The organism is Campylobacter sp. BCW_6461 (genome assembly GCF_001762735.1).
In the GTDB taxonomy this organism is placed as follows: Bacteria; Campylobacterota; Campylobacteria; order Campylobacterales; family Campylobacteraceae; genus Campylobacter_D; species Campylobacter_D jejuni.
In genome coordinates this window covers 64,428-81,209 of the sequence record NZ_MJXJ01000022.1, presented here as the reverse complement: position 1 = coordinate 81,209, position 16,782 = coordinate 64,428, and the positions used below count along the sequence as shown (strand labels likewise).

At 33.8% G+C, this 16,782-nt stretch carries 26 protein-coding genes; 1 reads left to right on the top strand and 25 read right to left on the bottom strand.

What is annotated here, in order from left to right:
- Window positions 1–39: 39 nt before the first annotated feature.
- The 4 genes from AJ882_RS04430 to topA form a co-directional block, all read right to left on the bottom strand.
- On the bottom strand, window positions 40–1,308 hold the full coding sequence (locus AJ882_RS04430) for a citrate synthase (protein WP_002851494.1): 1,269 nt from the start codon (window positions 1,306–1,308) through the stop codon (window positions 40–42).
- Between the two features lie 114 nt (window positions 1,309–1,422).
- Window positions 1,423–2,598 carry a cation:proton antiporter gene (locus AJ882_RS04425; RefSeq protein WP_002867523.1) on the bottom strand — a complete coding sequence of 392 codons (1,176 nt, stop codon included), beginning with the start codon at window positions 2,596–2,598 and terminating at the stop codon, window positions 1,423–1,425.
- Window positions 2,579–3,415, bottom strand: coding sequence for a biotin synthase (locus tag AJ882_RS04420; protein ID WP_002867522.1), 837 nt, complete (start codon window positions 3,413–3,415; stop codon window positions 2,579–2,581). Before AJ882_RS04420 ends, AJ882_RS04425 begins: the two co-directional genes overlap by 20 nt.
- Window position 3,416: 1 nt before the next feature.
- Complete coding sequence (gene topA, locus AJ882_RS04415) at window positions 3,417–5,519, bottom strand: type I DNA topoisomerase (protein WP_002867521.1); 2,103 nt, start codon at window positions 5,517–5,519, stop codon at window positions 3,417–3,419.
- A gap of 194 nt (window positions 5,520–5,713) precedes the next feature.
- Here topA and AJ882_RS04410 point away from each other — a divergent pair, with 194 nt between their 5' ends.
- Window positions 5,714–6,985 (top strand): MFS transporter, encoded by a 1,272-nt coding sequence (locus tag AJ882_RS04410; protein WP_002873254.1) that lies wholly within the window; start codon window positions 5,714–5,716, stop codon window positions 6,983–6,985.
- A 27-nt stretch (window positions 6,986–7,012) separates the two neighbouring features.
- Here AJ882_RS04410 and secY read toward each other — a convergent pair whose 3' ends face one another.
- From secY to rpsJ, 21 genes are all read right to left on the bottom strand, one after another.
- On the bottom strand, window positions 7,013–8,278 hold the full coding sequence (gene secY / locus AJ882_RS04405) for a preprotein translocase subunit SecY (RefSeq protein ID WP_002864789.1): 1,266 nt from the start codon (window positions 8,276–8,278) through the stop codon (window positions 7,013–7,015).
- The gene (gene rplO, locus AJ882_RS04400; protein WP_002851292.1) at window positions 8,278–8,670 is read right to left on the bottom strand and encodes a 50S ribosomal protein L15; all 393 of its coding nucleotides are present in this window, start codon (window positions 8,668–8,670) and stop codon (window positions 8,278–8,280) included. Before rplO ends, secY begins: the two co-directional genes overlap by 1 nt.
- A 4-nt stretch (window positions 8,671–8,674) precedes the next feature.
- Entirely contained in the window at window positions 8,675–9,118 is a 444-nt protein-coding gene (gene rpsE, locus AJ882_RS04395; protein ID WP_002779428.1) for a 30S ribosomal protein S5, read from the bottom strand.
- Window positions 9,119–9,129: 11 nt separating this feature from the next.
- Complete coding sequence (gene rplR, locus AJ882_RS04390; RefSeq protein ID WP_002785535.1) at window positions 9,130–9,486, bottom strand: 50S ribosomal protein L18; 357 nt, start codon at window positions 9,484–9,486, stop codon at window positions 9,130–9,132.
- Window positions 9,487–9,495: 9 nt separating this feature from the next.
- Window positions 9,496–10,032: a 50S ribosomal protein L6 gene (rplF, locus tag AJ882_RS04385; RefSeq protein WP_002851302.1), complete on the bottom strand. Its 537-nt coding sequence runs from the start codon at window positions 10,030–10,032 to the stop codon at window positions 9,496–9,498.
- Window positions 10,033–10,110: 78 nt separating this feature from the next.
- Complete coding sequence (gene rpsH / locus AJ882_RS04380) at window positions 10,111–10,506, bottom strand: 30S ribosomal protein S8 (protein ID WP_011050016.1); 396 nt, start codon at window positions 10,504–10,506, stop codon at window positions 10,111–10,113.
- A gap of 9 nt (window positions 10,507–10,515) precedes the next feature.
- On the bottom strand, window positions 10,516–10,701 hold the full coding sequence (locus tag AJ882_RS04375) for a type Z 30S ribosomal protein S14 (protein ID WP_002851478.1): 186 nt from the start codon (window positions 10,699–10,701) through the stop codon (window positions 10,516–10,518).
- 1 nt (window position 10,702) lies between these two features.
- Window positions 10,703–11,248: a 50S ribosomal protein L5 gene (gene rplE / locus AJ882_RS04370; RefSeq protein WP_002851453.1), complete on the bottom strand. Its 546-nt coding sequence runs from the start codon at window positions 11,246–11,248 to the stop codon at window positions 10,703–10,705.
- 3 nt (window positions 11,249–11,251) lie between these two features.
- Window positions 11,252–11,485, bottom strand: a complete 234-nt coding sequence (rplX, locus tag AJ882_RS04365) for a 50S ribosomal protein L24 (protein ID WP_002779437.1) — start codon at window positions 11,483–11,485, stop codon at window positions 11,252–11,254.
- The gene (gene rplN, locus AJ882_RS04360; RefSeq protein WP_002779438.1) at window positions 11,485–11,853 is read right to left on the bottom strand and encodes a 50S ribosomal protein L14; all 369 of its coding nucleotides are present in this window, start codon (window positions 11,851–11,853) and stop codon (window positions 11,485–11,487) included. The genes rplX and rplN overlap by 1 nt, the downstream gene beginning before the upstream one ends.
- Window positions 11,853–12,104, bottom strand: coding sequence for a 30S ribosomal protein S17 (gene rpsQ / locus AJ882_RS04355; RefSeq protein ID WP_002851549.1), 252 nt, complete (start codon window positions 12,102–12,104; stop codon window positions 11,853–11,855). The genes rplN and rpsQ overlap by 1 nt, the downstream gene beginning before the upstream one ends.
- A 9-nt stretch (window positions 12,105–12,113) precedes the next feature.
- Window positions 12,114–12,299 (bottom strand): 50S ribosomal protein L29, encoded by a 186-nt coding sequence (gene rpmC, locus AJ882_RS04350; protein WP_002851566.1) that lies wholly within the window; start codon window positions 12,297–12,299, stop codon window positions 12,114–12,116.
- Entirely contained in the window at window positions 12,286–12,711 is a 426-nt protein-coding gene (gene rplP / locus AJ882_RS04345) for a 50S ribosomal protein L16 (protein ID WP_002779441.1), read from the bottom strand. Before rplP ends, rpmC begins: the two co-directional genes overlap by 14 nt.
- Window positions 12,712–12,713: 2 nt before the next feature.
- Window positions 12,714–13,415: a 30S ribosomal protein S3 gene (rpsC, locus tag AJ882_RS04340; RefSeq protein WP_002851138.1), complete on the bottom strand. Its 702-nt coding sequence runs from the start codon at window positions 13,413–13,415 to the stop codon at window positions 12,714–12,716.
- Window positions 13,415–13,840 carry a 50S ribosomal protein L22 gene (gene rplV, locus AJ882_RS04335; RefSeq protein WP_002867519.1) on the bottom strand — a complete coding sequence of 142 codons (426 nt, stop codon included), beginning with the start codon at window positions 13,838–13,840 and terminating at the stop codon, window positions 13,415–13,417. Before rplV ends, rpsC begins: the two co-directional genes overlap by 1 nt.
- Window positions 13,841–13,850: 10 nt before the next feature.
- Window positions 13,851–14,132, bottom strand: a complete 282-nt coding sequence (gene rpsS / locus AJ882_RS04330; RefSeq protein ID WP_002851509.1) for a 30S ribosomal protein S19 — start codon at window positions 14,130–14,132, stop codon at window positions 13,851–13,853.
- 1 nt (window position 14,133) lies between these two features.
- Window positions 14,134–14,964 carry a 50S ribosomal protein L2 gene (gene rplB, locus AJ882_RS04325; protein WP_002825501.1) on the bottom strand — a complete coding sequence of 277 codons (831 nt, stop codon included), beginning with the start codon at window positions 14,962–14,964 and terminating at the stop codon, window positions 14,134–14,136.
- A 1-nt stretch (window position 14,965) separates the two neighbouring features.
- Entirely contained in the window at window positions 14,966–15,247 is a 282-nt protein-coding gene (locus AJ882_RS04320; RefSeq protein ID WP_002851441.1) for a 50S ribosomal protein L23, read from the bottom strand.
- Window positions 15,248–15,249: 2 nt separating this feature from the next.
- Window positions 15,250–15,864 (bottom strand): 50S ribosomal protein L4, encoded by a 615-nt coding sequence (gene rplD / locus AJ882_RS04315; protein WP_002783544.1) that lies wholly within the window; start codon window positions 15,862–15,864, stop codon window positions 15,250–15,252.
- Window positions 15,861–16,436: a 50S ribosomal protein L3 gene (gene rplC / locus AJ882_RS04310; RefSeq protein WP_002779987.1), complete on the bottom strand. Its 576-nt coding sequence runs from the start codon at window positions 16,434–16,436 to the stop codon at window positions 15,861–15,863. The genes rplD and rplC overlap by 4 nt, the downstream gene beginning before the upstream one ends.
- 9 nt (window positions 16,437–16,445) lie before the next feature.
- The gene (rpsJ, locus tag AJ882_RS04305) at window positions 16,446–16,757 is read right to left on the bottom strand and encodes a 30S ribosomal protein S10 (protein ID WP_002779353.1); all 312 of its coding nucleotides are present in this window, start codon (window positions 16,755–16,757) and stop codon (window positions 16,446–16,448) included.
- Window positions 16,758–16,782 lie beyond the last annotated feature (25 nt).

Below are 16,782 nucleotides of genomic sequence, written 5' to 3'. Positions count from 1 at the left end.
AAGATTTTGTGGAATTTTTAATTTCCACAAAAATTTTAATTATATTTTACTAGTTTCACCCAAATAAAGTTGTCTTGGACGGACTATTTTAAGACTTTCTTGCTCTTTTTGCTCTATCCACTGAGCTATCCATCCTGGGGTGCGTCCTATAACAAATAAAGTAGCAAACATTTCATTTGGAATACCTAAGGCTTTTAAAATAAGTCCACTATGAAAATCAACATTCGGATATAGCCCTCTTTGAACAAAATAATCATCACTTAAAGCAATCTCTTCTATACGCGTTGCTACTTTAATAAGATTGGTATCAATACCCAACTCATCAATAAGTTGATCACGAAGTTTTTTAAGTACTTTTGCTCTAGGATCAAAATTTTTATAAACCCTATGCCCAAAGCCCATCAAGCGGAAAGGATCGTTTTTATCCTTAGCTCTTTTGATGAATTCATCTACCCTATCAACACTACCTATTTGCTCAAGCATTCTAATAACACCTTCATTAGCTCCACCATGTGCATGACCCCAAAGCGCACCAATACCTGCTGCTATACAGGCATAAGGATGAGCGTGAGTTGAACCCACAGCACGAACTGTTGAAGTTGAAGCATTTTGCTCATGATCTGCATGAAGCATAAAAACTGTATCAAGTGCTTTTACTTCTATAGGTTTAAGCTCTACATGATCGTAAGGATAGGTTCTTAACATATATAAGAAATTTTCTGTAAAACCACGATCTAAATTTGGATAAGCCATAGGAAAGCCGTGTTTATATCTATAAGCAGTGGCCACTATAGTAGGGATTTTAGCTACTATTCTAGCTGCCATTTCCATATATTCTTCTTTTACATTCATGTTTAAATGATCAGGATAAAAAGCACTAAGCGATGAAACAGCACCTTGTAAAACTGCCATAGGATGAGCATTATCAGGGAAAGAATCAAAAAGACGATGCATACCTTCATGGATAAAAGAACGCTTTTTCATTTCATAACGAAATGCTTCAAGACGCGTAGCATCAGGTAATTCTTTATAAAGTAAAAGATGAACCACATCTAAATAAAGTTTGTTTTCAGCAAGCCACTCTATAGGATAGCCACGGTGCATTAAAATTCCGTTTTCTCCATCAATATAAGTGATTTTTGATTTACAAGTAGCTGTAGAAGTCAAGCCCTCATCATAAGAAAACATTCCTGTTTGTTTATAAAAACTTGACATATCTACAACGCTTGGCCCAGTTGTACCGTCATATATAGGAAATTCATAGCTTTTTCCATTTCTATTATCGGTTATAGTAACGGAATTTGACATTTTCGCTCCTTTTATTGTTACTTTTATTAATTCTAACAAAAAAGGACGATTATGAGTTTTTTTATTATTAAATTTTTAAGATTTTGTTTGCTTTTTTGAGTAAAAAAGTAACTTTCATTTTTTAGAATTAGAAAGAAATTTGATCATACTCATAACAATAATAGCCTCAAACAACGCTGTTAAAATAAGTGCTGAATAAAGCTTCTCATCAATAACCTTGCCCGAATAACCCAAAGTAGCTGTTGCTATAAGCAAGGTTAAAGGCATAGAATGACTAAGACCAAATAAAATCATATTTTTAAAACCAATTCTTTTTAAAAAAACACTTGCACATAAAATTCTTAAACCCACCATAACAAACATAAGTAAAAATGCTTGTAAAACGATTTTATAATCTAAAATCATTTTAAGATCAAAGGTTGAACCTATATGGATAAAAAAAATAGGGATCAAAAACCCATGTCCAAAAGTAGAAAGCTTATGCTCAAGATCTTTTTTATGATCAAAAAAAGTAGCTATAAATGAGCCTGCTATAAAAGAACCAAGAACGATTTCAAGTTTTGTAATAACCATAGCAACAATGATCAGTATAAAAATGGCCATACAAAATCTTATATCTTTTTCATTTTTATCTTCCCATGGCATAAGCACAACTTTAAGCTGAGGATACCACCAAAAAAGCACACCAAGCATTTTAAATCCGAGCAAACAAAGTCCCAAAAAGATATTAAGATATAAAATACTTTGCGCTACATCAATAATACCTGTTCCTTCGCGCAAAAAAGCTCCCGCTATAGTCAAAAGCACAATAGAAATCACCTCAGCTAAAGTAGCCACTATCATAGCAATATTTAGCCAATAACACTCTTTTCCAAAATCCTTAAAAAGCAAAGATAAAAGCCCTACACTCATCACAGGTATAATGATAACAAATACTAAAGAAAGTCCAAAAATCCATACTATAAGAGAAGATAAAGCGTAAAGTAAAAAAATATAAAAAAAACTTTTTTTGGCGATTTCTTTATCCATATTAAAAAAGGCTCTTAAATTTACCTCCATACCCGCTATAAACATTAGATAATAAAAACCTACATTGGCTAAAAGTGCAAAATTTTCACTTTTTCCTATGAAACCAAAATATGCTATTATTGCCCCTAAAATAATTTCAGTAGCTGAAAGAGGCAAGCGTAAAATTTTTGCAATATGCGGAGAAAAAAGTAAGCATAAAGCTATAACAATAAGAATTTTTAGATCAATTAAACCTTGTGGATCAATGACACTCTGATGCAAAAGTAAATCCCATTTCTTTTAATTTTATTATATCTTGACTTGGTTCTTCACCTTTAGTGGTTAAATAATCCCCTATAACAATAGCCCCAGCACCTGCTTGAAAAATTTCATATTGTCTTTCTCGTAATACCACTTCACGCCCACCTGCTACCATTACCACGCTTTGCGGTAAAGCCTCTTTGGTGTCACGCACGATTTTTAAAGCTTCATCAACACTAAGTCTTGGAACTTGTAGTTTTAAATTTTCATTTGCTATAAAAAAATTAATAGGCGTTGAAAAAGGTTGTAATTCTTGCAAAGATTTTCTAAAACTTAGCCTATCTTCTTCGCTCTCACCCATACCATAAATTCCACCACAACAAAGCATAAGCCCTGCTTCTTTAGCGTTTAAATTGGTTTGAAATCTACTTTCCCAAGTATGTGTGGTGCAAATTTGTGGAAAAAATTCCTTAGAACTTTCAAGATTGTGATTATAAGAAAAAATTCCTGCTTTTTTAAGTTCTTTGAGTTGTTCCACGCTTGCCATACCATTACAGGCAATTAAAAGCAAATTAGGCGCTTCTTTTTGCACAGCCTTGGCAGCTTCGCAAACATACTCAAGCTTTTCATCATCAAGCCCAAGTCCTGCCGTAACCAAACAAAAACCCAAGGCTTCATTTTTCTTTGCCATTTTTGCTTCTAAAACGATTTGTGAAAGTTCTTTACGACGATATTTTTGAATATCTGTTTTTACATGAGCGCTTTGGGTGCAGTATTTACAGTCTTCTGAACAATTTCCACTCGCTATATTTGAAATAGCACAAAGCATGATTTGCATTCTAATCCTTCATTTCTTTTTTGATTTTACACTTTAAACATTCTAAGAATGTACCTTTTTTAAGCTCTTTTATCACTAAAGTTTCGCCACACTCTTCGCATTTTTCTTCACTTGGTTTGTATTTGCTTATAAAATTGCATTTTGGATAAGCACTACAGCCATAAAATTTACCACGTTTTGAAAAGCGTTCTACGATTTCACCTTTTTGACAACTTGGACAAGTAATGCCTGTACCATTAGCTTTAGCTTTTGCGGCTGTATTTTCGCTTTCGTTTTTGCTTTCACTTTTTAAATTTCTTGAATACTTGCATTTTGGGAAATTTAAACACGCTACAAATTCTCCAAAACGCCCTTTTCTAATAGCAAGCTCTCCGCCACAATCAGGACAACTTTCGCCTAGTTTTGTGACAGTTTTTTGACTAGCTATTTTTGTTTTTCCTTCTTCGATTTTTCTCATAAAAGGATAGTAAAATTCTTTTAAAGTTTCTTGCCAATCTGCCTTATCTTCTGCGATTTCATCTAGGGTATTTTCAAGGTTTGAAGTAAATTTACTATCTACTATATCGCTAAAATTTTTCTCAAGCACTTCGGTTACATTAAAAGCAACATCGCTAGGAATGAGTTGTTTTTTATCTATTGTTACATAATCACGGCTTGTAAGTATAGAAATGGTTGGTGCATAAGTAGAAGGGCGACCTATGCCTAAACTTTCAAGTTTTTTTACAAGTCCTGCTTCTGAATACCTTGAAGGTGGTTCGGTAAAATGTGAGTTCATTTCTAAATTTTGCACTTTTAAATTTTGGCCTATTTTAAAATTTGGCAAAATTTTATCCTTATCCATATCACCATAAACTTTATAATATCCATCAAAAAGGATTTTTCTACCGCTTATTTTAAAAACTGCTCTATCATTTTTTACAAATACATTTTGAGTTTGAGAGATAGCAGGACTCATCTGACAGGCTAAAAAGCGATTGTAAATAAGTGTGTAAAGTTTTAACTCATCTTTGTCTAAAAATTTAGCCGCAATTTCTGGAGTAAAACTTAAATTTGTAGGGCGTATAGCTTCATGAGCTTCTTGAGCGCCTTTAGTCTTTGTAGTATATACATTTGCTTTGCTTGGAAGATAGTCCTTGCCAAAATTTGCTTGTATGAATTTTCTTGCATTTTCTACTGCTTCTTTGGCTAAATTTAAACTATCGGTTCTCATATAAGTAATAACCCCCATCACGCCTTCATGGGTATTTACTCCTTCATAGAGCTTTTGAGCTATCATCATGGTTTTTTTAGGGTTAAAACCAAGGCGATTGCTGGCACTTTGTTGTAAAGTTGAAGTCATAAAAGGAGGCGGCGGAGCGATTTTTCTTTCTTTGCTTTCAATGTCACTTATACTATAAACTTCATTTTTACAAGCTTCTAGTATAAGTTTAGCACGATCTTTGTTGGTAATGGTAAGTTTTTCTATCTTGGCTTTATCAAACTCAACTAGTTCTGCATCTAAATCTTTTTGAAAAATCATATCAATACTAAAGTATTCTAGGGGTACAAAGGCACGAATTTCTTTTTCACGATCGACTATGATCTTTAAAGCCGCACTTTGAACACGCCCAGCACTAAGTCCTCTTTGAATTTTTTGTCCTAATAAAGGGCTGAGCTTATACCCTACAATGCGATCTAAAAGACGTCTGGTTTGCTGAGCATTTACAGAGTGCATGTTTAATTTTCTTGGATTTTTTAAAGCATTTTCTATAGCGCTTTTAGTGATTTCATGAAAAACAATGCGTGGTAAGGTGTTTTCATCTTTTCCTATAGCTTTTGCAATATGATAGGCTATAGCCTCTCCTTCTCTATCTTCATCCGTTGCAAGATAGACTTCTTTGGCATCTTTGGCTTTGCTTTTAAGTTCTTTAACTAAGGCGCTATGATCACTTGTGATTCTATACTCAGGGATAAATTCATCATCTTCTATTTTAATCCCAAAGCTTGATTTAGGCAAATCTCTAATATGTCCTTTAGAAGCGATAACTTCATAATCTTTTCCCAAAAAATTTCCTATGGTTTTAGCTTTTGCAGGAGATTCTACTATGATTAAATTTTTCTTCATTTTGCACCCTTGTTAAATAAAAAGCTGAATTTAGCTAAAAATATTTAAAATTCTACTTATAAAATATATTTTAATCAAGCTAAAATATTTTAAAAACAAAACTATCATAACAAAATAAATAAAATATAATTTTAAGTAATTTTAAATACAAACCATAATTTTTGGAGTATAATAAAATAAAAAAGGTAAAAATTATGAATGACAAAACTTATAAATTTCATCCAAATGACACAAAAATGGATAAAAAAATAATTCAAATTACTGAAAAGTCCGGATTTAAAGCAGCTGTGTTTTCTATGGCTGCTATGACTATGCTAGGAAGTGTGGTCATTTCATCTGCTCTGCCTGCTATCAATAGACATTTTGAAGAACTTTTAACCCAAAGTGGCGCTACTCTTGCTTCAAGTTTCACATTAGCTCATCTTGATATACTTGTTCGCTTAGTTTTAACCATCCCTGCTATTTTTGTTGTCATTTTATCTCCATTTGCTGGTATTTTAATGGATAAATTTGGCAAATTAAAATTCATTCTTCCAGCTATGGTGGTTTGGACTATTTCTGGGATAAGTGGCTTTTTCTTAAATGATATTTATGCTATACTGACTTCAAGAGCTATTTTTGGTATGGCAACTGCTTTTATAATGACAGGCGCTTCGGCTTTGCTTGGGGATTATTATAGTCGTGGTGGCTTTAATCGCAGAGAAAATGCTTTAAGTCTTCAAGGATTTTTTTGTGCGGTAGGGGGTGCTGTTTTTATTTCTATTGCGGGATTTGTTTCAAGTTATTCTTGGCGTTATCCTTTTTTGGTATATGGACTTGGAATTTTAATTACCTTAATGGCTATCATTTATCTTTTTGAACCTAGAAAATTTAAATTCTATAATCATACAAAAATAGAAACAAAAACAAATTATTGGCAATTTTTCCCTATCTATTTTATAGGTTTTTTTATCATGGTAGTTTATTATATTTCGCCAACTCAACTTCCTTACTATATAGAAGAACATTTGGGATTGGATCCTAAATATATAGGTATTTCGATGTCTGTATCTGCACTATGTTATGGTTTTTTCTCTCTAAGCTATAGATATATTATAAAATTCTTAAGTATTAAAACTATTTATGTTTTAACTCTTTTTATCGTATCTTGTTCTTTTTTGCTGCTTTTTTTAGTAGATAGCTTTTTCACAGTTTTAATCGCCTTAGCTTTGCTTGGAATGGGTGGAGGTATTATGCTTGTAAATAATACGGCTTATCTTTTTTCAATCTGTCCTGAAAATGCTCGCTCTAGGGCTTATGGAATTTTAGCAAGTTGTATATTTTTAGGACAATTTTTAAGTCCTATTATCTCTCAACCTATCGTTAGACAAATGGGTCTTGTAGATGCTTTTTTAATATGGTCAATAGTAATTTTTATAGTGTGCATTGTGTTTTTATTTTTAAAGCAAAAACCTAGAATAAATTAGCAAGAAAAATCTTGCTAATTTTATTTATTACAAACCTACCGCACTTAAAGTTTGGTATTTACTCATATAAATTTGAGCTTCAATTTTTCTCATCGTATCAAGTGCTACTTGAACTACAATAAGTACAGAAGTACCGCCAAAATGAAAAGGTACACCCATAAATTTCACCAAAACCCAAGGTAAGGTTGCAACAAGCCCTAAATAAATAGAACCTGATAAAGTTAAACGAGAAGCCACTTCGTTAAGATAACTTGAAGTTCCTTCACCTGGACGAATTCCAGGGATAAAACCGCCTTGTTTTTTCAAATTTTCTGCTATGTCTTTAGCGTTAAATACGATAGAAGCATAAAAATAAGCAAAGAAAATTACAAACAAGAAAGTTAGAACATGAAACAAATAACCATTTGGATTTAAAAAGTCATTAATGGCTTGTAGATAAGGATTTGTACTAGTTTGTAAAATTGTTGTTGGAAACATCAAAATCGCACTAGCAAAAATCGGTGGAATAACCCCACTAAGATTGAGTTTAATAGGAATATAATTCATAATGCGTTTGTTTTGATTTTGCATTACAACTTTACGAGAATAAGAAATAGGAATTCTTCTTTCTCCAAGTTCTATATAAATAATCACCCCTATGGTGATTAAAATCAAAGCAAAAATTGCAAAAGCGGTTAAGAAATTCATCTCGCCTGAATTGATTTGTCCTACAGTTCCTGAAATCGCTCTTGGAATACCTGAAACAATACCTGCAAAAATGATTAAAGAAATACCATTTCCTATACCTCTTTGTGTGATTTGTTCGCCAAGCCACATTAAAAGCATAGTTCCAGCAAGCATAGAAATAGCACAAAGTGCGATAAACATATTTAAATCTTCCACCATTATAGCCCCTGCACCACCACGACCGTGCAAGCTTTGCAAACCTATAGCAACGCCTATACTTTGAACCAAAGTAATCACAATAGTCGCATAACGGATAATTTGCATATATTTTTGCATACTATCACGCTCTTTTTTCATCTTACCAATATTTGGAAAAGTTGCTGCAAGAAGCTCCATAATAATAGAAGCAGTAATATAAGGCATAATACCTAAAGAAATGATAGAAAAGCGTTCAGCCGCTCCACCACTAAAAACATTAAATAAACCCAAAGCATTGTTTTGATTGTTATTAAAAAATTCCGCAATCACATCAGCATTGACGCCAGGAACTGGCACATAAGCCAGAACCCTATAAGCAAATAAAAATGCTAAGGTGATTAAAATCTTATTCGTCAATGCTCTATTCATTATTTTGATCCGGTGACGCTAATATTCTCGTCTTTGATTTTTGATACTAAGTCTTTTGCACTTGCACCAATTAATTTGATTTTATTCACAGATTTTGAAATTTTGTGAACACTTTTAATGCTCTCAAATGTAATTTCACTAAGCTCTTTTACAGCTGTGATTTTTTCAACATTGATCACATAAGGTTTTTGAATTTTAGAAGTAAAACCTACTTTTGGTAGTCTTCTTTGAAGTGGTTGTTGACCCCCTTCAAAACCTCTTTTTTCATTATAACCTTTTCTAGCAGTTTGACCTTTACCCCCTTTAGTAGCAGTCTTACCCATGCCAGAACCTTGACCACGGCCAATTCTTTTAGTTTTATGCGTTGAACCCGCTGCTTTTGTTAAATTCATCTTCTTATCCTTTTAACATTGTTAAAGCTTTGATTGTAGCACGAACCACATTAGCTGAATTATTTGAACCCAAAGACTTGGTTAAGATGTCTTTAATACCTGCAAGTTCCACGATAGGGCGTGTAGAACCACCTGCAATAACTCCTGTACCTTCGCTAGCTGGTTTAAGTAAAATTCTACTTGCGTTGTATTTCACCTCTACATCGTGAGCGATAGTTGAGCCTTTAGTTTTAACTTCAACGATATTTTTAAACGCATCGTCAACAGCTTTACGGATGGCATCTGGAACTTCCTTAGCCTTACCATAACCAACACCTACTAAACCTTTGCGGTTTCCAACGATAACTAAAGCAGTAAATCTAAATCTTCTACCACCTTTAACAACCTTAGTAACTCTGCCGATATCGACGATTACTTCTTCAAATTCTTCTCTATTATATTTTTCCATCGATTTACCCCTTATAGCCTAATGCCATTTTCTCTTAAAGATTCAGCCAATGCTGCGATAACACCATGATATACATAACCATTTCTATCAAAAACAGCTTGTTCTATCTTTTTAGCTTTTAAAGTTTTAGCAAATTCAGCAGCGATTTTTTTAGCACCTTCTTTATTTGCTTTAACGCCAAGTTTGCGTCCATCAACTGCTGCTAAAGTTACAGCTTTTACATCATCAATCGCTTGGATATATAGAGTTCTGTTCGATTTAAATACAGAAATTCTTGGAAAATTTTCACAACCTGAAATTTTCGCTCTAATTCTTTTTTTTCTTTTGATTCTTAAAGTTAGTTTTCTTTTTAATACATTTGCTCTCATATTCTACCCTTACTTCTTAGATGTCTTACCAGCTTTGCGGATAATGCGTTCATCAGAATACTTAACGCCTTTTCCTTTATATGGCTCTGGTGGTCTAAATTCACGAATTTGAGCAGCAACTTGACCTACAACTTGTTTATCACTTCCTTTAACTGCAATAGTATTTTTATCCACTACAATTTCAATTCCTTCTGGAATATCATAATTAATAGGATGAGAAAAACCAAGGCTTAGTTCTAAAACTTTACCTTTTAAAGCTGCTTTATAACCAACTCCATTGATTTCAAGAGTTTTTGAAAAACCTTGAGTTAAACCTACAACGATATTGTAAGCTAAAGCTCTGTAAGTTCCCCAATAAGCTCTACTTTGTCTGTCTTCACCTTTTGGAGAAAAAAGAATATTATTATCTTTAATCTCAACATTTACATTTGCTTTAGTATCAAGTTCTTTTGCTAAATTTCCTTTTTTAAATTTAAGCAAATTTCCTTCTAATTTTACTTCTACTCCTGCTGGAATAGCAATCGGTTGTTTACCTATACGAGACATATTTTTCCTTTTTATTTGTCTAGGATATTTCTACTTTTTTAAAAGAATGGATACCCAATGCCATAAAAAGCAGATTTTTTACCAAATGGTACATAAAATTTCGCCGCCAACACCTGCTTTATAAGCTTCATCATTAGCTAAAACGCCATGACTTGTGCTAACTACGATAGTACCATAACCATTTTTAAAACGCTTGATTTCATCTTTACCTTTATAAACACGACGACCAGGCTTAGAAATTCTTTTAAGCTCATTGATAACACTCTTACCTTTTTCATCGTATTTTAAAACTACATTGATAAATTTCTTTTTATCTTCTTCAATAACATTAAAACTCTCAATATAGCCCTTAGCTTGAAAAATTCCAACTAAAGCTTCTATAACTTTAGAATGTAAAAGTTTGGTTGTTTCAAGCTTTCTCATTCCTGCATTTCTGATACGAGTGAGTGAATCTGAAATAATATCATTTATCATATTTTATCCTTACCAACTTGCTTTCTTAAGACCTGGAATCAAACCTTCGTTGCCCATTTTTCTTAAGCAAACTCTGCAAATTCCAAAATCTCTATAAACCGAATGCGGACGCCCACAAATTTGGCATCTTGTATAAGCTCTAACTTTAAATTTAGGCTTGCGTGCCGCTTTTGCAATCATTGATTTTTTAGCCATCTTACTTTCCTTTTGTAAATGGCACACCGATAAGTTCTAATAACTTTTGTGCCTGTTTGTCATTTTGTGCTGTTGTAACTATAGAAATGTTCATACCATGAGTTCTTAAAATTTTATCATACTCCACTTCTGGGAACATCAACTGCTCATCAAGACCGAAGTTATAGTTTCCGCGTCCATCAAAACCATCTCTACTTAAACCTCTAAAGTCTTTCACCCTTGGCAAAGCAATAGAAATTAATTTATCAAGAAAAGCATACATATTTTCTTTTCTTAAAGTTACCATTACACCCACAGGAAAACCTTCGCGAACTTTAAATCCTGCAACTGATTTTTTAGCTTTAGTAATCACAGCCTTTTGTCCTGCAATTAAAGAAATAGTATCTGCAACATTTTGCAATACTTTTTGATCTTTAGCCAACTCACCAGCACCTACGCTGATAACTACTTTTTCGATCACAGGGATAAGCATAGGATTTTTAATATCAAATTCTTTAACCAATGCAGGTTTAATGCTTTGATTATATTTTTCTTTTAATCTCATCATCGCTTACTCCTGAACTTTTGCCACATTGGAAATATCCATTGGCATTTCTTTATTGATAAAACCACCATTTGGGTTTTTCTCACTCGGCTTAATAGCTTTTTTAGCGATTTTACATCCTTCAACTACCACTTTAAGTGTTTTTGGATATACCGCTAAAACTTTACCTGTTTTACCTTTATCATCGCCTGTGATAACCTTAACGCTATCACCTTTTTTGATTTTTAATTTAACCGCCATTATAATACCTCCGGTGCTAGTGAAACGATTTTCATAAAGCCACCATATCTAACTTCTCTGCCCACTGGCCCAAAGATACGAGTTCCGATAGGCTCTCTTTTGTTGTCAAGAATAACCGCAGCATTTTCATCAAAACGAATCAAAGAACCATTATCTCTATGAATTTCTTTTTTAGTTCTAACGATAACCGCTTTTACCACTTGACCTTTTTTAACTTTTCCATTTGGTAAAGCTTTTTTAACAGATGCAACGATTACATCACCTACGGTAGCGTATCTTCTTTTGCTACCCCCTAAAACCTTGATACACATTAATTCTTTTGCACCGCTATTATCAGCAACTGCAAGTCTTGTAAAACTTTGAATCATTACTCAACTCCTGTAGCTAATACAGATTTTAAGCGAAATGATTTTCTTTTTGAAAGTGGTCTGCATTCTACTGCAACAACAGTATCACCCACTTTAACTTCATTTCTCTCATCATGAATTAGATATTTTTTAAAGCGTTTAACAATTTTTCTATATCTTGGATGAACCACTTTTCTTTCAACCAAAACACTTGCGGTTTTTTCACCAGCGATTTTAACAACAACGCCTTGAATTTCTCTTTTAAATGCCATTTTCTATCCTTATCTTAAAGCGTTAATTGCTGTATTTATTCTAGCAATGTCTTTTTTTACTTGGCTAATCTCTTTTGGATTAGTAAGTTGCATTGTTTTTAGCTTTTGTTTTAAAGTGAATAAAAGCACCTTTTTTTCTTTTAGCATTGTTGCAAGCTCAGCTGCTGTTTTATCTTTAATCTCAGTATATTTCATTTTGGCTCTCTCTTGTAACAAACTTAGTTTTAAATGGAAGTTTATGCATAGCTAAAGTCAATGCTTCTCTTGCCATTTCTTCGCTTACTCCTGCCATTTCATAAATGATACGACCTGGCTTGATATTCATTACCCATTCCTCAACAGCACCTTTACCTTTACCCATACGAGTTTCTAAAGGTTTTTTTGTCAAAGGCTTATCTGGAAAAACTCTAATCCAAGTTTTTCCTTGTCTTTTAACAAAACGAGTTAAAGCGATACGCGCTGCTTCGATTTGGCGTGAGTTAATGCGTCCTGCTTCAGTTGCTTTTAATGCAAATTCACCAAAAGTAAATTCTGTTCCACGATTAGCATAACCTCTGTTACGCCCTTTCATCATTTTGCGATATTTAGTTCTTTTTGGCATTAACATGATTATTTACCCCTTCTTGTGCGTCTTGGCTTTTTAGCTGGAGCACTTTCTTCAGTTTTTTCAGGTTGCATACCTTTGTGCAATACTTCACCTTTAAAGATCCATACTTTAACCCCTATGTTTCCATAAGTAGTCCTAGCTTCTGCAAAACCATAATCAATTTTTGCTCTTAAAGTATGAAGTGGAACGCGTCCTTCAAGATACCATTCTGTTCTTGCCATTTCAGCACCGCCTAAACGACCGGAAACTGAAACTTTGATTCCTTTAGCACCTGCTTTTTGCGCACCTTGGATTACTTTTTTCATTGCTCTTCTAAAAGCAATTCTTTTTTCAAGTTGAGTTGCAACACTTTCAGCAGCAAGTTGAGCTGAAGCTCCTGCTTTTCTTTCTTCTTTGATATTGATATTTACATCTTTACCGATTAAATCTTGCAATTCTTTTCTTAAATTATCAACATCACTACCTTTTTTACCGATGATGATACCTGGTCTTGCAGCAACTACAGTAACGCGAAGTTTTTTAGCAGTTCTTTCTACTAAAATTTGACTAATTCCTGCGTAATAAAGTTTTCTTTTTAAGAAAGCTCTGATTTTGTAATCTTCACCGATATTTTCTACTAAATTTGCTTTAGTTGGAAACCATCTTGATTCCCAGTTTCTATTGATTCCTAGTCTTAGACCAATTGGATTAACTTTTTGTCCCATTAGCTTTCCTTTTTCACTGTTGCTTTTTTAGTGCTTGTTGTTTTTTTAGCTGGAGCTTTTGTTGTAGTAGTTTTTTTAGCTACTGTTTTTTTCTCTTCAGCTTTAACTTCCGCTTTTGCCACTTCTACTAAAATATGTGAAGTTGGTTTTCTAATACGACTTGCACTTCCTCTAGCTCTTGGTCTAAATCTTTTTAATACCGCAGCTGCGTCAACACGACAACTTTTTACAATCACTTCGTTTGCTTCAAAGCCACCATTTGCTACTGCGCTTGAAATTGCGTTTGCAATGTATTTTGCACCTTTATTTGGCATAAATTTTAAACTAGCCATAGCTAATTCTGCATTCATCCCCCGAACTTCTCTAGCAATCAATCTTGCTTTAGTTGGAGATAATCTTATGAATTTAATTAATGCTTTACTCATATCTTATCCCTTACTTACCAATTTTCTTTTGCACAGAGCCTTTATGCCCTTTAAATGTGCGTGTTGGAGCAAATTCACCAAGTTTATAACCGATGTGATTTTCAGTAATATAAACCGGAATGAAGCTTTTGCCATTATGAACATTAAATGTAAGTCCTATCATATCAGGAGTAATTGTGCTTCTTCTTGACCAAGTTTTAATTGGTTTATTATCATTAGCCTTTTTAGCAGCGATGACTTTTTTCATTACATGATCATCAACAAAAGGACCTTTTTTTAGTGATCTAGCCATCTTACTTTCCTTTTCTTCTTGAAATTATTAGCTTATCGCTAGCTTTTTTACGACGAGTTTTCGCACCTTTGGTTGGTTTACCCCATGGAGTTACTGGATGACGGCCTGAATTTTTCTTACCTTCACCCCCACCGTGCGGGTGATCTACTGGGTTCATTGCAGAACCACGAGTTTGCGGGCGGATACCTCTATGGCGATTTCTACCTGCTTTACCGATAGTTACATTAGCCCATTCTTCATTTCCAACTTCGCCGATACTTGCCATACATTCAGCTAAAACTTGTCTCATTTCGCCACTTGCAAGTCTTAAAATAACATATTTTTCTTCTTTACCCATAAGTTGTGCATAAGCACCCGCAGAACGAATCATTTGACCGCCTTTACCTGGTTTTAACTCAACATTATGAACAATAGTACCCACAGGAATGTTTTTAAGTTTCATTGCATTACCTGGTTTAATATCAAGTCCGCTTTCAGCAGCTGCAACGATATCACCAACGCTTAATCCACGTGGTTGAAGAATATATCTTTTTTCCCCATCTTTATAAGCAATCAAAGCAATTCTACAATTTCTGTATGGATCATACTCGATTGCTTCTACTTTGCCTTCTATACCGAATTTACGACGTTTAAAATCAATAATTCTGTAAAGTTTTTTAGCACCCGCTTCTTTATGACGACTTGTAATTCTTCCATAGCTGTTACGACCCGCGTGTGCTGGAAGTTTAACAAGTAGTGAGCGTACACTTGGTTTAGCTGTAATATCTTCAGAACTTAAACCTGTGATATATCTTCTACTTGGAGTATATGGTTTATAAGTTTTAATTGCCATCTTAAGCCTCCGTATTTTCTAAGCTAACACCTTCAGGTAGCTTAACATAGAATTTTTTGTAATTGTTTCTTTGACCTAAACGACCTCTAAAACGCTTAATTTTTCCATCCATTCTTAAGGAATTGATGCTTTTTGGAGTTACACCAAAATACTCTTTTAAAACCGCTTTTAAGCCTGTTTTAGTCATTTTTGGCGAAGTTTGAATAACTACGACACCTTGCTCTTGCAAATTCAAACTTTTTTCTGTGTAAAGTATAGTCTTTATATCAGTAATATCTGCCATAATTATCCCTCTTTTGTAATAGATTCTAACGCTGATTTTTCCATAATAACAGCATTAAATACAGATACTAAATAAGCATTTACTTCAGTTACATCAACTACATAGCAATTTGCTAAATTTCTGTAAGCTAAAAGTGTTTTTTCATCTAGTAAATCTTTAACGATTAAAGCATCTTTGACGCCAAGTTTTTTAATCACAGCGTTTGCATCTTTTGTTTTACCACTTTCAATAGCCAAAGAATCAGCAGTAAATAACACACCTTTAGCTGCTTTATCTGCTAAAGCTCTTTCAAGCGCCAATCTTTTTTGTTTTTTATTTACTTTTTGGAAGTAGTTTCTTTCATTTGTTGGACCAAAAGCAACCGCACCGCCTACCCAAACGTTAGTTCTTGTTGAACCCGCTCTAGCACCGCCACGACCTTTTTGTCTCCAAGGTTTTTTACCACCACCACTTACATCACTTCTACCTTTAGTATGAGCTGTATTTGCTCTTAAACTTGCAAGGTAAGATTTTACATACAAGTAAAGATTGTGTGGATTTACTTCCGCATATTTTGAAGGTAAATCAAGTTCACCTGCTTTTTCTAATTTATCATTTAAAACAACTACTTTACTCATTTTGCAATCCTTATTTTACCCATAGCACCATTATAACCTGGTACTGCACCTTTAACTACTAAAATTTTATTTTCAGCATCATAAGATACAACTTCGTTTTTAACGGTCACTTTAGTATTTCCATAGTGTCCTGCCATTTTCATACCTGGTTGAACACGACCTGGCCATTCTCTATTACCAATAGATCCATGGCGTCTGTGAAATCTAGAACCGTGACTTGCTGGACCCCCTGCGAAGTTATGTCTCTTCATAACACCGCTATAACCTCTACCTTTAGTGTTAAAGCTTACTTTTAAAATTTTTGCTTCATTTAATGGAGTTTCATCTAAATCTCCTGCTTCAGTATTTGCTACTTCTAAAGTCGCAAATCTATTGTATTCTGCAGAAAGATTGTATTTTTTTTGTTGTCCTGCGACACATTTATTACTTGCTTTACCTTTTGGATATGCTACTAAAGCCTTTCCGCCTTCAACTTCACATACTTTTGCATTTACAACTCTTAGTAAAGTTACAGCGATACTTGGATTAGTAATTGTTCTGCTCATTCCAATTTTTTCTACAATATATTCCATATCTTATCCTTACTTACCCATAGCTCTTACTTCAACGCTTACTTCTGGCGCTAAATCAAGCTTCGTTAAAGAATCAACTGTATCTGGAGTCGCTGCTACTATATCTAGCATACGCGCGTGAATTCTTATTTCAAACTGCTCACGAGAATCTTTGTTAATGTGTGGAGATTTTAAAACTGTATAGCGTTTGATTTTAGTAGGCATTGGTATCGGACCTCTAATATCCGCACCTGTTCTTTTAACAGCTTCTACGATTGCTGCAACTGTTCTGTCTAGTACTCGATGGTCATAAGCTTTTAGCTTAAGCCTAATTCTTTCCATAATATTTCCTTTAAAAAGAACTCGT